Here is a 15,787-nt window from a genome sequence, read left to right as displayed (position 1 = left end):
AAGAAGTAAAGGGGATAGTTATCATGAATACAACATTAGAAAAATTAAAAGAACGCATTAAAGACAAAAAATACAAATTGACTACACAACGTCAAACAATTTTACAAGCCTTCATCGATGCTGATGAAAATCATTTAAGTGCAGAAGACGTATATGTACTTGTAAAAGAAGTGGCTCCTGATATCGGCTTGGCTACTATTTACAGAACACTTGATCTCTTCACTGAACTTGATTTGTTGAAACGTCTTGATTTCGGCGATGGTCGTAACCGTTACGAATTGAACGATGAAGAGTTTGCTCATTTCCACCATCATTTGATTTGCGTAAAATGTGGCAAAGTATCCGAGTTCGAAGACGATATGCTTGAAACATTAGAGTCTATCATCGCTAAGAAATTGAATTTCCGCACTATTGACCATCAATTGAAAGTATATGGTTATTGCAGCGATTGCCAAAATCATATGACTGAAGCAGAACTTGAAAAATTAGAAGGTATGGCTCATCACCATGCTTAATGGATATCTATATACGGGGCCATTACCACTTGGCTCCGTAGTAGCCCATAACTGTGGTGCTGCTGGTTTATTCTCTGATAAGGTTAATCCAGAGGTTCTTCTAGAGGCTATAGAGGTAGACGGTTTATATCGTTTGACTGTAACCATTGGTGAGACAGTTCAGACTTTTGAAGGCCCTGTTTCCTCTATGGGACGACGTCAAATAGGGCAAGCTTTGTTAAGCTATTTGCGTGAATATCAAGGCTTGCCAGTTGATGCACCATGGGGGACTATGGTCGGTGTACGCCCTACAAAGCTGCTACATAAATATATAGATACATATGGCTCTGTCCACACAGCAACTCGTCACATTAGGGACGAGTTTTCTGTGTCTATGGAAAAACTTGCCACTTTAGGAGCTATAGGTGAATACCAACGTCCGTTTTTAGCTGATACAGACGATAAAAAGGTGAGTCTCTATTGTGGCATTCCTTTTTGTGACACCCGCTGTGTTTACTGCTCCTTTCCGTATGGACTCTATCAGGACTATGATGGTAAAAGCCAATTTTTAACTGCCTTAGACCGGGACATAGAGGATATGAAAACTATTGTTGAATCGTATGGCTTAACGGTAGATACCCTCTATATGGGAGGCGGTACACCGACGGTGTTAGGGGACGAAGACTTTCACCAAGTTCTGAAACAGCTATCTATACTTGTTCCTGAAGGTCATGAGTTTACTGTAGAAGCGGGGCGACCGGATTCTGTTAATCCTACAAAGTTACGATCTATGCTTGATTTAGGTGTTAATCGTATCAGTATTAACCCACAAACGATGCAAGATGATATTTTACGTCGCATAGGGCGTGGACATAGTGCACGTGATATTGATGAGTTGTTACAATATGTCAAACATAATACGTCGTTAGCGGTAAATATGGATTTTATTGCCGGTTTACCAAATCAAACGATGCAAAACATGATAGAGAATATGGATTATGTATGTCAAAATTTGCCGGAAAATGTTACAATTCATACGTTAGCATTAAAACGTGGTAGTCCATTGTATGATTTAAATATGCAAGATGATATCCCTGAGGAACATCTCGTGGCAGACATGGTACAATATGGTAAAGAGCGTCTTGAAACGGCTGGCTATGTACCATATTATCTATATCGTCAACAATATATGAGAGGACAGTTAGAGAATATCGGCTATACCTTGCCCGGCAAAGCGTGCGAATACAATATTCAGATTATGGAGGAGCGACAAAGTATTCTTTCCATGGGACCTGGTAGTTCATCTAAGTGGATGCGGGCCCCTGAATATCGTCAATTGAAACAGCATATGCCAAAGGATGTAGATGTTTACCACGCAACGATAGATGCACTATTAGAGAAACGACATAGAATTTGTAAAAAATTTTGGGAGGTTGTGTAATGGCTATTAGAAAACCAAGAGGTACACAAGACTTTTTGCCAGAGCAAATGATAAATTGGCACTATATTGAACAGCGTATGCGTGAAATTTGTAAGGTATACGGGTTCAACGAAATTCGCACACCTGCCTTTGAAGATACTAAATTATTTTTGCGTGGCATCGGTGAAACTACAGATGTAGTACAAAAGGAAATGTACACATTTACTACAGGTGATGATGGTGGCTCTAGCTTTACCTTGCGCCCTGAAAATACAGCATCTGCAGTACGGGCCTATTTAGAAAATAAAGTATATGGTAAAGAAGGCCTTACAAAATGGTATTACATGGGGCCTATGTTCCGACATGATAAACCACAAGCTGGCCGTTACCGCCAATTCCACCAATTTGGGGCAGAGGTATTAGGTTCTCAATCCCCTGTAGTGGATAGTGAAGTTATCTGCATGGTCGTACAATTGTTGAAAGACTTTGGCCTTAAAGACCTCAATGTAGAGGTGAACTCTGTAGGATGTCCAATATGCCGCCCTGTATACCGTGAAAAATTAATTGAGTTCTTTGAGCCTAAAAAAGAACAATTATGTAGTGACTGCCAAGAACGTTTGTATAAAAATCCGTTGCGTATCTTGGATTGCAAAAATGAAACATGCAAATCTTTGTCCGTAGGTGCTCCTGAAATTCACGAACATTTATGTGAAGAATGTCATGATCACTTTGAAGAATTAAAAACTTATTTAACGGCTGCTAATGTGCAATATACATTAAATCCTCGTTTAGTACGTGGCCTTGATTATTACACAAAAACAGCATTTGAGGTGCAATATACTCCATTAGGGGCTCAAAGTGCAGTAGCCGGTGGTGGTCGTTACGATGGACTTGTAGAGGAACTTGATGGTCCTCATACACCAGCTATCGGTTTTGCGATGGGCATGGAACGTTTATTATTAGCCCTTGAAAAACAAAACTTATTACCGGAACAAACTGTAGAGCCATCTGCATTCGTAGTAGCTCTTGGTGATGCGGCTAAGGTAGAGGCTTTCAAAATTTGCCAAGCATTGCATGATGCATATGTATCCGTTGAAATGGACGGACAGGGTAAGAGTATGAAGGCACAATTAAAATATGCTAACAAAATTAATGCAAAATATGTTATCATATTGGGTGATGATGAATTGGCTCGTGGGGAAGCCATAATCCGATTCATGGAAACTAGTGAACAAGAAGCTGTACCACTCGATACAGTTTCTGAACGTATAACTTCTTTGGTGAAAGGATGACAATTAGAATGGAAACAATGCAAGGCTTACACCGTACGCACGGTTGTGGCACCATCTCTGAACAAGAGGTAGGTAAAGAGGTCGTATTATGTGGTTGGGTTGAACGCCGTCGTGATCATGGTGGTTTGATTTTCTTGGATTTACGTGATCGTTCTGGCGTAGTACAAGTAGTGGCATCTCCAGATCATAACGTGGAATCTTTCCACAAAGCAGAGGATGTTCGTAACGAATATGTACTTTGTGTACGTGGTAAAATTACAAAACGTGATGAAGCTGCTATCAATCCAAATCTTCCAACAGGTGCATATGAAATGTACTGTGAAGAGTTGCGCGTATTGAACTCTGCTAAAACACCTCCATTCTATATCCAAGATGATATCGATGTAGATGAAAATATTCGTTTAAAATATCGTTACCTTGACTTACGTCGTCCAGAAATGCAACGTAACTTGATTTTACGCCACAAAGTAACGAAAGCAATGCGCGACTTCTTCGATAGCCGCGATTTCTTGGAAATTGAAACTCCAATGCTTACTAAATCTACACCAGAAGGCGCTCGTGACTATCTAGTACCTTCTCGTGTAAATGCTGGTACATTCTATGCATTGCCACAATCTCCACAAATTTTCAAACAAATCTTGATGGTAGCTGGTTATGAAAAATATTTCCAAATCGTTCGTTGCTTCCGCGATGAAGATTTGCGTGCAGACCGTCAACCAGAGTTCACTCAGCTCGACTTGGAAATGTCCTTCGTAGATGAAGAAGACATTTACTCCATGCTTGAAGAAATGGTTGCTCATGTATTTAAAACTACATTGGGCAAAGAAATCACATTGCCTATGCCTCGCATTACATGGGATGAAGCAATGGATAAATATGGTTCTGATAAACCAGACCTTCGTTTCGACATGGCCTTTACTGATGTAACTGATCTTGTAAAAGATACAGAATTTAAAGTATTCCGTTCTGTTATCGACAATGGTGGCGTAGTTAAAGGTATCGTAGTACCTGGTGATGCAGGTATTCCTCGTCGTGAACTTGATGACCTTGTTGAATATGTAAACCGTTATGGTGCGAAAGGTCTTGCATGGGCTTGCTTCAATGAAGATGGTTCTATTAAGTCTCAAATCATGAAGTTCTTAGGTGAAGATACAATCCGCAACATCGGTGAAAAAATGGGCGCTAAAGGTGGCGACCTCGTATTGATGATTGCTGATAAACCAGCAACTGTAGCACGTGCATTGGGCGAATTGCGCCTTGAAATGGCACGTCGTATGAACATGATTGATCCAGATAAATTGGCATTCACATGGGTAACTGATTTCCCTATGTTCGAATATAATGAAGATGAAAAACGTTATGTTGCAATGCACCATCCGTTCACAATGCCTCGTCATGAAGACCTTGATAAATTGGAATCCGATCCTGGCAGCGTAAAAGCAATCGCTTATGATATGGTATTGAACGGTGTTGAAATCGGTGGCGGTTCCTTGCGTATTTACCAATCTGATGTACAAGAAAAAGTATTCAAAGCTATTGGCTTGTCTGAAGAAGAAGCAAAATCTAAATTCGGCTTCATGCTTGATGCATTCCAATATGGTGCACCTCCTCATGCAGGCTGTGCATTCGGCCTTGATCGTCTTGTTATGTTGATGGCAAAACGTCAATCTATCCGCGACGTAATCGCATTCCCTAAAACTCAATCTGCTTCTGATGTTATGAGCCAAGCGCCATCTGAAGTAGAACCTAAACAATTAAAAGAGTTGCATATTAAACCAGATATCGAGGAAGAAGAAGAGCAATCTTTGGTGTAAAAACATAGGCAAGAATTGATTAAAATTCAAATGTCAAGACTTGTTTATTACCAATCTTTCTGATACTATTTATGTATAAGATATCCCTGCCATGTGCGTGTGATATCGCAGTTTTGAGCCAACACATTTACTTCGGGAGTCCGAACTCTCGTCTGAACGTTACGCCCTTATGGGACAACTGCAGGATGAGGAGGACACCCACCTGCCCTAAGCAGGATCAAAACGCGGTACATTACGGCATGGTGGGGCTTTTTTGCGTGTAAAAATGGCATATAATGAGAACATCAATGGTTTAGAAATGTGGATATTAATAGTTTAGATACTGTGAATTGAGGTGATAGAATGGATAGTTTGTTTGATTTAGAGCCTACAAATGCATATGAGCCACTTCCTGTGCGTATGCGTCCTACCAAGTTGGATCATTTATACGGTCAAGAGAAGGCCGTAGGGAAGGGGACCTTCTTACGTGCTATGGTAGAGAAGGATACCATACCATCTATGCTTTTTTATGGGCCTTGTGGAACGGGGAAAACTACACTAGCAGGTATCATTGCTAAGGTAAGTAATAGTCATTTTGTAAATTTAAATGCTACCAATGCTGGTATAGGTGAGTTGCGTAACATCATAGAGGATGCTCGTAAGCGCGTACGGTCATTACAACAAAGAACTATATTATTCCTCGATGAAATCCACCGTTTCAATAAAAGCCAACAAGATGTGTTATTACCTTGTGTAGAAGATGGTACGATTATCCTCATTGGTGCCACCACAGAAAATCCGTTTTTTGAGGTTAATAGACCGCTTTTATCCCGTTTGCGACTCATAACATTGGAGGCTTTAACACCAAAGGCGATTGGTCAAATTTTGCGTCGTGCTATTACAGATGAAGAAGTAGGTCTTGGTAAACGCCGTTTACAAGTAACCGATGAAGTGCTAGAGGATGTAGGAATTTTCGTTAATGGCGACGGTCGTATGGCTTTGAATATTTTAGAACAGGCTGCAGCTATGGTACCGGATGAAGGGACTATAACCATAGAGGTTCTTGAAAAAGTTGTGGGACGTCGAATTTACACATATGATAAAAAAGGTGACAGCCACTACGATACAATCTCTGCTTTTATTAAAAGTATGCGTGGCTCTGATGTACAAGCGACGGTGCATTATTTGGCACGTATGATTGAAGCGGGGGAGGATCCTAATTTTATTGCTCGTCGTATCGTAATATGTGCAGCTGAGGATGTAGGCCTTGCAGATCCGCAAGCTTTAATTCTAGCTAATGCAGCGGCTCAAGCGGCTCATATGGTAGGATTTCCGGAGGCTCGTATCATATTGTCTGAAGCGGCTTGTTATGTAGCATTAGCACCGAAAAGTAATTCTGCTTATTTGGCTATCGATGCAGCAATTGCCGATGTGCGCCACAAGGATTGTGGACAGGTGCCAGATCATTTAAAGGATAGTCATTATAGTGGGGCTAGCAAGCTAGGTCATGGGAACACCTATAAGTATGCCCACAACTATCCAAATGGCTATGTAAAACAGCAATATTTACCAACACCTCTTATGGATGCTTCGTACTACAATGGTATTAAAAGAGGCAAGGAAGAACAGTTACTTTGTGACTGGGAGAAACGGCGTAAAAGCTAACTAAATACTTCGATATATGCTATAATATAATGATAAGTTAATTTACAGTAGTGTTATATAAGTAAGGGGTTTGTATAGATTTATGGCAGAAGAAAAAACTTCCACCAAAAAACGCAATACACGACGAAAGCGAACAAGTACAAAACAGCAAACTAAGTCTCAAGGGTTTTCCTTGCGCAGCGAAGTTAAAGGCTTAATTGTAATTGCCTTTGCAGTTATTTCCTTGCTCGGATTCTTTGGGTTTGAACTCGGTCTTGTAGGACAGATTTTAACAGGTATATTCCGTTATGGTTTTGGCCTAGGCGGTATTATTCCTTGCCTTGGTGTGTTCTGGATTGGCTGGCGATTATTGTATAAAGGAACATTTATTTCCGTTACTAAACGGGGCGTTGTAATGACTTTGTTCTTCTTATTCTTGCTAGCCCTTGTTCCATTGTGGCGCGTTCCTGAGGGGCAGGAACTAATCACAACACAATTGGCTGATCAAGGTGGTGTAGTAGGTGGAGCTATCGCTACATTCCTTCGTACTCTATTAGGTGAGCTAGGGGCTATCATTTTAGATGTGTTCTTATTATTAGCCTTTGGTATTCTAATCACTCGTTTATCTTTGCGAAGTGGCTTGCAAAAGGCAGCAGATAAAACACAAGTAGGTTTAGATGTAGCTAAAGAAGTGGCTGCTGAGAAGGTCGCTGTAGCTAAAGAGGTCTTTGAAGATTGGAATGAACAACGCAAAGAAGCTGCAGAACAACGGAAAGCGTATAACAGGGAAAAGGACACACGCTTTGCTGATGCTGCAGATCAAGCGTTAGATACACTTGAAAAACGAGGTATCACTACCGATCGAGATAACTTTGAAACGAGTGCGGTTGTAGATAATGAACCTATGGTGGATACAGTAACGACTGTAGAATCTCCAAAGGCTCCTACATCTTGGAAAGAATTAGCTGAAATAGAAGCGCGCAACCGTGCAGCAGAACAATTGGCGAATATTTCTGAAGATGCTGGTGATGCGAAGTCTTATGATGCAGATGATTTTGATCAATTCTCTGATGCTAGTAGATCTACAGGTGATGACTATGTATATACTCCAGATGAGGATTATACATATACTCCAGACGAAGGATATACAGATGAATCTGAATCAGTAGAGAATAATCATGAGGAACAACCAGAGTTTACATATCAAAATACAACGATTGGTCCATTGGAAACTAATCACGCTGCCATAGCTTCTGCTGTACCTGGAACAGGTGCCGCTGCAAGTTCTGTAAGTGCTGGTGCTGGTATGTCTGGTATGAGTTTACAAGTACCATCTACTATTAGTACTACAGAAGATACAGCACAAGTAGCAGTATCTAAGGATGGTCAAATTCATCGTACCTATGATAGACCTTATCATTTCCCAAGCCTTGATATTTTGGCGAAAGGGAAGGGGAGTCAAAGCAATGGTGAAGAAGTAGCGCAAAATGCAATGATGCTTGAAAATGTATTGAGTAACTTTGGTATTACTGCTAAGGTCGTTAATGCTACACAAGGTCCAACTGTTACACGCTACGAAATTGAACCTGCACCTGGTGTAAAGGTTAGCCGTATCGTCAACTTAACTGATGATATTGCCTTAAACTTAGCGGCTCAACATATTCGGATGGAGGCTCCAATCCCTGGTAAATCCGCCATCGGTATCGAGGTTCCTAATAAGACGACAGAGGCCGTTCATTTGCGTGATGTTCTTGATTGTAGTGACTTCAAGGACGCTCGTGGGGGTATTCCGGTAGGTCTTGGCAAGGATATTGCAGGTAAGCCTGTTATTACTGACCTTGCGAAGATGCCTCACTTGCTTGTAGCAGGTACTACTGGTTCTGGTAAATCTGTATGTGTAAATACTTTGATTTCAAGTATTCTATTTAGTCGTAAACCAGAAGAGGTTAAGCTTTTATTGATCGACCCTAAGATGGTTGAATTGTCTATCTACAATGGCATTCCTCATTTGATGGCGCCAGTTGTAACAGATATGAAAAAAGCAGCTGCTGTATTGCGTTGGGCTGTTCGTGAGATGGAGGCTCGTTATAAAGCTTTTGCAGCATCTGGCAAACGCGATATTAAGAGCTATAACGAAGCGCACCCTAAGGCGGCTATGCCTTTGATTGTATTAATTATCGATGAGTTAGCTGACCTTATGATGACTGCTCCTGATGATATTGAAGAATCTATTAGTCGATTAGCACAAATGGCGCGTGCTGCAGGTATTCACATGGTACTTGCTACGCAACGTCCTTCTGTCAACGTTATTACAGGCTCTATTAAGGCCAATGTACCGAGCCGTATTTCCTTTGCAGTAGGTTCTCAAATTGACTCCCGTACTATTCTCGATATGGCGGGTGCTGAGAAATTGCTTGGTAAAGGGGATATGTTATTTGCTCCAATTGGTGCTAATAAACCAATTCGTGTACAAGGTGCGTTTATTTCTGATGATGAGGTAGAACATCTTGTAGAATTTGTAAAAGCTCAACGTGAACCAGAATATGACAATACTGTTACACAAGAGGCTGAAAAGGAAACCGAAAAAGAATCATCAGAAGAAAATGATATCTACCGCGATGAATTATTAGAACGTGCTGTTAATCTCGTTATGGAATCTGGTCAAGCTTCTGTGTCTATGTTACAGCGTCGATTCCGCATTGGGTATACTCGTGCGGCTCGCCTTGTTGATACGATGGAAGATCTTAAAATTGTTGGTCCTAGTATGGGTAGTAAGGCTCGAGAAATTTTGATGAGCCCTGAACAAGCTAAGGCGCGATATTTTTCAGACTCCAATGATGAGCAATAATTAAATGATTACGATATGAGTATTATGTAGATTAAGAGAGGAACGAAAATGGCTGAATTAGGCGAAGAATTACGACGTGAACGAGTAAGACGTAATTTAACCTTTAAAGATGTGGAGCAAGTACTGCACATTAAAACAACCTATTTGGAAGCTATCGAAGATGGTAAGTATGACATCATTCCTGGTCAGGTCTACGTAAAAGGCTTTATTCGTAATTACGGTAATTATTTAGATCTTGATGGGGATCGCTTGGTAAAAGCCTACCAAAGTCAAGTAGGTGATATAGATACGTTTTCTTTGCGTTCTGTGACGCGCCAGAAGGCACAAGCTGCGCCAAATTTGGTGCAAAGTGAATTCGTTGAATACCAAACCTCTAAAAAGCGTATGTCCTTAGAAACGCGTCAACGAAAACGCCAACGTTCTATCGTTCAGGAACGTATTATTTTAGGCATTATTTTATTCTGTATGGCATTATTTTTACTGTGGTTATTCCTTTTCTAATAGTTGATTAGGAATGATAGAAAGGCATTTACACAATCAATGGATAGATTTTTAGTAACAGAACCTTCGGATATGAAGGAACGAGGTTGGGCCGAATTAGATTTTGTCCTCATTAGTGGGGACGCCTATGTGGATCATCCTTCCTTTGCACCTGCAGTTATCGGCAGGTACCTAGAGTCCAAAGGCTTTCGTGTAGGCATTATAGATCAACCAGATTGGAATGATGTAGAGGCTTTCAAAAAACTAGGTAAACCGCGTCTAGCGTCCCTTGTTACAGCAGGGAATCTAGACTCAATGCTCAATAAATTTACGGCCGCAAAGAAGATTCGCCGTCAAGACGATTATTCTCCCGGTGGTGAATCTGGACATCGTCCAGATCGGGCTACCTTGGTATATGCGAACCGTATGAAAGAGGCATATAGTGATGTGCCTCTTATTATCGGTGGTATAGAGGCATCCTTACGCCGATTTGGTCATTATGATTATTGGTCAGATACGGTACGTCGCTCTATCTTAGTTGATTCTAAGGCCGATGTACTTGTTTATGGTATGGGTGAACTTCAAATTGTGGAATTAGCAGATGCTCTAGATCAAGGTCGCTTTAAAGAGTCCTTGCCATCTATTCGCGGTATTTGTTACATGGCAAAGGAAATTCCTACTATAGACTATGTTGAATGCCCGTCTTTTGAGGAAATTAAAGCCGATAAGATGGCCTTTGCTGATGCATTCCGTATTCAATATGATGAACAAGACCCATTTTATGGTCGTATGGTGGTCCAAAAGCATGGGGACAGATATCTTATTCAAAATACGCCTGCTTTGCCTTTGACACAGGAGGAAATGGATGGTGTATATAACTTGCCATATACTCGCAAGTGGCATCCTAAATACGATGATAAAGGTGGTGTACCAGCGTTAAGCGAAGTACAATTTAGCCTTGTTAGTCAACGGGGATGCTTTGGTAGCTGTTCATTCTGTGCAATAACAAATCATCAAGGTCGTATCATCCAAAATCGTAGTCATGAGTCTTTACTTGATGAAGCTCAAACTATGATTAATATGGATAACTTTAAAGGATATATTCATGATGTTGGGGGCCCTACGGCGAACTTCCGTCATTTAGCTTGTGACAAACAAGCTGTATATGGTGCTTGTAAAGGTCGTACTTGTGCGGCTCCAGAGCCTTGTGAAAATCTAAATACAAACCATGATGACTATATTGCTTTACTCCGTAAATTACGTAAGCTAAAAGGCGTAAAAAAGGTATTTGTTCGTTCTGGCTTGCGTTATGACTATGTTCTAGCGGATAACAATAAAGATTTTGTCCGCGAGCTTTGTGAATTTCATGTAAGTGGACAATTAAAAGTAGCGCCAGAACATGTTTCTAAACGCGTTACCAATATGATGGGCAAAGCTGGTAAGGAAGAGTTCCTCACCTTCAAATCTTGGTTTGAGGAGGCCAATAAAAAGCTTGGTAAGAAGCAATATTTAGTACCATATTTTATGAGCTCTCATCCAGGTTGTGCCTTGGAAGATGCTATTGAATTAGCCGAGTTCTTACGTGATCAACATATGTATCCAGAACAAGTGCAAGACTTTATTCCTACGCCGGGGAGCTTATCGACATGTATGTACTATACGGGCATTAACCCACTGGATGGAAAACCTGTATATGTTGCCAAAAAAGGTAGAGATAAAGCTAAGCAGCGGGCCTTAATGCAATATAAAAATATTGAAAATTACAACCTTGTAAAAGAGGCACTCATTGAAGCTAATCGACGTGACTTGATAGGGTTTGGACCTGAATGTTTGATTCCACCACGCCCAATTGGTCGGACTAATCGTCCTAGTCAATCTAGTGGTTCTCGTAATAGTGGGAAGAATAATGATCGTCGCAACGGACGTCAGTCTAGTGAGAAAAGTAGTAAGGGTAGACCCTCTCGTAATGGCATGACCAAAAGTCGCCCATCTAATAAAAGCCGTGGTGGTCGTTAATTATAGAGATGAGTTTTACTAATCTCATTTGGGGATACTTTATGTCTTATAGGAGGCATATATGAAACGATGGATTGCTCCGGGCATTTTAGCCCTTTTTGTGGTAGGAATGTTAACCTATGGCGTAAACTTTTACCATCAAGAACAATTAGAACATGCAAAAGAGCCTGTTCGTGGTGAGATTACAGTTTATACAGACTTACCAAATAATATAACTACATTGCTTGCCGATCGTTATGAAGAGGAGAAGAATGTAAAGGTTACAGTTATGCCTCTTACAGAGGAGCAAATGGCACAACGTTCGGCCTCTAATGTAGCTGATACATCTGGTGATATTGTACTTACCTCTGAGGATAACCTCGTTGTAGGTGCCAATACTGGAAAATATGCACCTATTGTTAATGAGAGAATCGACGAAGTTCGTGACAATTTAAAGGATCCTAATGGATATTGGGTAGGTCTTTGGTATGATCCTATCGTATTTGTTCAAAATGATACCTTCTACAATGGGGTTGGTAAATATATTACTACATGGGATACCTTGGCAAAACAAGGAGATTGGACCATTGTAATGACCGATTTTGTAGCATCCCAAAATGCGGCGAACTTGTTATATAACATGGTGGAATATAGAGGGGAGCCTGAGGCGTTAAACTATTTATATAGCTTAAAACCTCATGTAATACAACATGCTAAGTTCTTGTCTACCCCAGTTCGTTTAACAGCGCTTGGAGAGTCTAATATCGGCATTGGTAATTTATCTGATGCGGCCCAATATACGCGTCATGGATATCCAATTAAGGTCATTTATCCAACAGATGGGACCTCTTATTATGTAACTGGGGCGGCCGTATTAAAAAACTCAAAACATAAAGCAGATAGTGTCGAATTTATTAATTGGTTGTTGTCTACAAAGACTGCAAAGTATATGGTTGAAAATAACTTCACCTATATATTTACAAACCCAGAAATGGATGAGCCAAAAGACTCATTGGGACATGAGCTAATTTTATGGCCTGTTAATGGTGGTTACACTATAGATGGCAAAAAGTTATTGTTAAATCACTGGGTTAGCCAAGTGCGCTTCCGCAAGGAGTAACTCAGTTATATAGATCCTATTACAGGAAGTAAATTGAGAAATAAACTAGTTATGAAAGGATATAGAATGGGTAAGAAATTAGGGTATGTTAGCCTAGGTTGTGCTAAAAACTTAGTAGATACAGAGGTAATGTTAGGCTTATTAAAAGATAATGGCTATACGATTACAGAGGACCTAAGCGAAGCAGATCTTATCGTTGTAAATACCTGTACCTTTATTGAGAAAGCAAAAGCCGAGTCTATTAATACTATTCTTGAGGTGGCTCAATATAAAGAGGATGGTAAATGTAAAGGACTTATTGTAGCAGGTTGCTTAAGCCAACAATATCAAGATGAATTATTCCAAGAAATTCCTGAAATTGATGCTTTAATCGGTACAGGTGCATGGGACCAGATTATGGTAGCTGTTGATGCTATTGAGCATGGCAATCGCAGTTGTATCATGGAAAATATTACAAATATTTATGATGAGCGTATGCCGCGTATTCAAACAACGCCTCGGTACAGTGCATATGTAAAAATTGCTGAAGGCTGTAATAATGGTTGTACCTTCTGTATTATTCCAAAGGTGCGTGGTGCGTTCCGCAGTCGTACTATCGAGTCTATTAAGGCTGAAGTAGAACGATTGGCTGCATCCGGTGTTAAAGAGGTCGTTCTTATCGCTCAAGATACAACTAGTTATGGTATTGATCTAAATGATGGTAAACCATTGTTGACTACATTGCTTAAGGAATTAACTGCCGTAGAAGGTATCGAATGGATTCGCATGTTATACTTATATCCAACTTTCTTCTCCGATGAATTGTTAGATATTATCGTTAATGAGCCAAAACTTTGTAAATATGTAGATATTCCATTGCAACATGTGAATAACGATATTTTAAAACAAATGAATCGTCGTGATGATCGTAATGATATTGAACGTTTGCTAAAGAAGATTAGAAATGCACCGACCCATATTACATTGCGCACATCTATCATCGTTGGGTTCCCTGGTGAAACAGATGAACAATTTGAAGAACTTTGCGACTTTGTAAAAGAAATCAAATTCGATAATATGGGCGTGTTTACCTACTCTCAAGAGGAAGGTACACCAGCTGGTGCCCGTGAAGATCAAGTGCTAGAAGAGGTTAAAGAAGAACGTTATCATATTCTTATGTCCATCCAAGCTGCTATCTCTGAAGAGAATAATCGCGATTTAGAAGGTACTATTGACTATGCAATGGTGGAAGAAATCGAGGACGGCGAGAATGGTACATTACTAGCTAAAGGACGCTTAAAATCTCAAGCACCTGATGTAGACGGTAATATGTACATTGAGGACTGCGGTGAAGAGGTTCAACCTGGTGATATTCTTAAAGTACAGGTAGAGCAAGGCTTTGCGTACGATGTAGTAGCTACGGTTGTAGAATAAAACACAGCTCGATTCTTTCGATTGTGGAGGTGATCTGATGATTGTAGAACTTATTTCTACAGGTTCAGAATTATTGCTAGGCGATACAGTGAATACAAATGTATCTTGGCTAGCACAAGAATTAAATAAATTAGGCTATACTATTGCTCATCAATCTGTAGTGGGGGATAATCCTAAGCGCATGGCAGAGGTCTTTCAATTAGCTAGCACTAGAGCGGACATCGTTATTAGTACTGGCGGATTAGGACCAACGCAAGGAGATATTACACGAAATGTATTAGCCGATTCTATTGGACGACCTATTGTATTTAATCAAGAGGCTATGGATGAGGTTAAAAAATTCTTTGACCGTGTAAAACGTACCGTGCCGGATGCAAGTCGTCGAGAAGCTGAGTTGCCTGAAGACGCAAAGGTTCTTAAAAATCCTGTAGGCGTGGCTCCTGGTGTTGTAGTGGAAGATGGAGACACTACATACATACTTTTGCCAGGACCTCCTGGTGAGATGAAGGGTATGTTCCACGATAGTGTGGTGCCTTATTTAATGAATCGATTTGGTTCGCAAGGTGTTGTTACCTCCTATCGCTATGGGGTATACGATATTCGCGAAATTGATTTAGAAAATACCTTAATGGATCTCATTAAGAACCAATCGAATCCAACCATTGCGTTACTCATTAAAAAGGGGTACATAGAGGTTCGTATTACTGCTAAGGCTGACACCTTAGAGGCTGCCCATGAGGTTCTCAACCCTTGGGATGCTATCATTCGAGAACGATTAGGCTCTCGTGTAGGACGTGACTTGACTGTTTCTATGGAGGCAACACTTGGTCATGTGTTACTTGAAGAGCATAGCACTATTAGTACTGCTGAATCCTGTACTTCTGGATTAGTTGGTAAGTTATTGACTAATGTCAGCGGTAGTAGTGAATACTACATGGGTGGCGTTATTTCGTATAGCAACGACATCAAACATCGTGTACTAGGTGTACCTCAAAACATGCTCGATACGTATGGTGCCGTAAGTGAGCAAGTTGCTAAGGCTATGGCAGAGGGGGCACGAACTGTGGGTCAAACAACATATGCCGTTTCTACGACTGGCATAGCTGGTCCCGGCGGTGGTAGCCCTGAGAAGCCGGTTGGTCTTGTGTGGTTCGGTGTAACTGGACCTCATGGGACAGTAGCTCACAAGGCTAATTTAATTGGTAATCGCGAAGATATTCGACAAAGTGCAGCAGAGCTAGCACTATATTATGTGTATACTTATATAACAGAAAAGGGGAAATAAAAT

Annotated in this window: 11 protein-coding genes and 1 other RNA gene; all 12 read left to right on the top strand. The window is 40.6% G+C overall.

All coding sequences use genetic code 11. From position 1 onward, the window contains the following. Positions 1 to 23 precede the first annotated feature (23 nt). Positions 24 to 515 (top strand): Fur family transcriptional regulator, encoded by a 492-nt coding sequence (locus tag O3607_RS03130; protein ID WP_287534052.1) that lies wholly within the window; start codon positions 24 to 26, stop codon positions 513 to 515. Next, complete coding sequence (gene hemZ, locus O3607_RS03125; RefSeq protein ID WP_371443309.1) at positions 508 to 1,935, top strand: coproporphyrinogen dehydrogenase HemZ; 1,428 nt, start codon at positions 508 to 510, stop codon at positions 1,933 to 1,935. Before O3607_RS03130 ends, hemZ begins: the two co-directional genes overlap by 8 nt. Continuing rightward, positions 1,935 to 3,206 carry a histidine--tRNA ligase gene (gene hisS, locus O3607_RS03120; protein WP_371443308.1) on the top strand — a complete coding sequence of 424 codons (1,272 nt, stop codon included), beginning with the start codon at positions 1,935 to 1,937 and terminating at the stop codon, positions 3,204 to 3,206. The genes hemZ and hisS overlap by 1 nt, the downstream gene beginning before the upstream one ends. An 8-nt stretch (positions 3,207 to 3,214) precedes the next feature. Next, positions 3,215 to 5,020, top strand: a complete 1,806-nt coding sequence (gene aspS / locus O3607_RS03115; RefSeq protein ID WP_024065547.1) for an aspartate--tRNA ligase — start codon at positions 3,215 to 3,217, stop codon at positions 5,018 to 5,020. An 80-nt stretch (positions 5,021 to 5,100) separates the two neighbouring features. Then, a non-coding RNA gene (gene ssrS, locus O3607_RS03110) (6S RNA) lies at positions 5,101 to 5,273 on the top strand. 89 nt (positions 5,274 to 5,362) lie between these two features. Then, positions 5,363 to 6,664 carry a replication-associated recombination protein A gene (locus O3607_RS03105; RefSeq protein WP_129823166.1) on the top strand — a complete coding sequence of 434 codons (1,302 nt, stop codon included), beginning with the start codon at positions 5,363 to 5,365 and terminating at the stop codon, positions 6,662 to 6,664. Between the two features lie 82 nt (positions 6,665 to 6,746). After that, positions 6,747 to 9,491 carry a DNA translocase FtsK 4TM domain-containing protein gene (locus O3607_RS03100; RefSeq protein ID WP_371443307.1) on the top strand — a complete coding sequence of 915 codons (2,745 nt, stop codon included), beginning with the start codon at positions 6,747 to 6,749 and terminating at the stop codon, positions 9,489 to 9,491. 48 nt (positions 9,492 to 9,539) lie between these two features. Continuing rightward, positions 9,540 to 9,992, top strand: coding sequence for a helix-turn-helix transcriptional regulator (locus O3607_RS03095; protein WP_005386075.1), 453 nt, complete (start codon positions 9,540 to 9,542; stop codon positions 9,990 to 9,992). Between the two features lie 39 nt (positions 9,993 to 10,031). Beyond that, complete coding sequence (locus tag O3607_RS03090) at positions 10,032 to 11,987, top strand: YgiQ family radical SAM protein (protein ID WP_371443306.1); 1,956 nt, start codon at positions 10,032 to 10,034, stop codon at positions 11,985 to 11,987. 61 nt (positions 11,988 to 12,048) lie between these two features. Continuing rightward, the gene (locus O3607_RS03085; protein WP_005386080.1) at positions 12,049 to 13,086 is read left to right on the top strand and encodes an ABC transporter substrate-binding protein; all 1,038 of its coding nucleotides are present in this window, start codon (positions 12,049 to 12,051) and stop codon (positions 13,084 to 13,086) included. Positions 13,087 to 13,152: 66 nt separating this feature from the next. Beyond that, positions 13,153 to 14,499: a 30S ribosomal protein S12 methylthiotransferase RimO gene (gene rimO, locus O3607_RS03080; protein ID WP_371443305.1), complete on the top strand. Its 1,347-nt coding sequence runs from the start codon at positions 13,153 to 13,155 to the stop codon at positions 14,497 to 14,499. Between the two features lie 37 nt (positions 14,500 to 14,536). Continuing rightward, positions 14,537 to 15,784: a competence/damage-inducible protein A gene (locus tag O3607_RS03075; protein ID WP_371443304.1), complete on the top strand. Its 1,248-nt coding sequence runs from the start codon at positions 14,537 to 14,539 to the stop codon at positions 15,782 to 15,784. Positions 15,785 to 15,787 lie beyond the last annotated feature (3 nt).

The organism is Veillonella sp. 20925_1_51, from assembly GCF_041431445.1.
Classification (GTDB): Bacteria; Bacillota; Negativicutes; order Veillonellales; family Veillonellaceae; genus Veillonella; species Veillonella nakazawae.
This window is presented reverse-complemented; position numbering and strand designations above follow the sequence as displayed.

What these genes read in the sequence shown, in the direction of transcription:
- O3607_RS03130 (WP_287534052.1), top strand. Translation starts at nt 24, where the DNA reads ATGAATACAACATTAGAAAAATTAAAAGAACGCATTAAAGACAAAAAA.
- hemZ (WP_371443309.1), top strand. Translation starts at nt 508, where the DNA reads ATGCTTAATGGATATCTATATACGGGGCCATTACCACTTGGCTCCGTA.
- hisS (WP_371443308.1), top strand. Translation starts at nt 1,935, where the DNA reads ATGGCTATTAGAAAACCAAGAGGTACACAAGACTTTTTGCCAGAGCAA.
- aspS (WP_024065547.1), top strand. Translation starts at nt 3,215, where the DNA reads ATGGAAACAATGCAAGGCTTACACCGTACGCACGGTTGTGGCACCATC.
- O3607_RS03105 (WP_129823166.1), top strand. Translation starts at nt 5,363, where the DNA reads ATGGATAGTTTGTTTGATTTAGAGCCTACAAATGCATATGAGCCACTT.
- O3607_RS03100 (WP_371443307.1), top strand. Translation starts at nt 6,747, where the DNA reads ATGGCAGAAGAAAAAACTTCCACCAAAAAACGCAATACACGACGAAAG.
- O3607_RS03095 (WP_005386075.1), top strand. Translation starts at nt 9,540, where the DNA reads ATGGCTGAATTAGGCGAAGAATTACGACGTGAACGAGTAAGACGTAAT.
- O3607_RS03090 (WP_371443306.1), top strand. Translation starts at nt 10,032, where the DNA reads ATGGATAGATTTTTAGTAACAGAACCTTCGGATATGAAGGAACGAGGT.
- O3607_RS03085 (WP_005386080.1), top strand. Translation starts at nt 12,049, where the DNA reads ATGAAACGATGGATTGCTCCGGGCATTTTAGCCCTTTTTGTGGTAGGA.
- rimO (WP_371443305.1), top strand. Translation starts at nt 13,153, where the DNA reads ATGGGTAAGAAATTAGGGTATGTTAGCCTAGGTTGTGCTAAAAACTTA.
- O3607_RS03075 (WP_371443304.1), top strand. Translation starts at nt 14,537, where the DNA reads ATGATTGTAGAACTTATTTCTACAGGTTCAGAATTATTGCTAGGCGAT.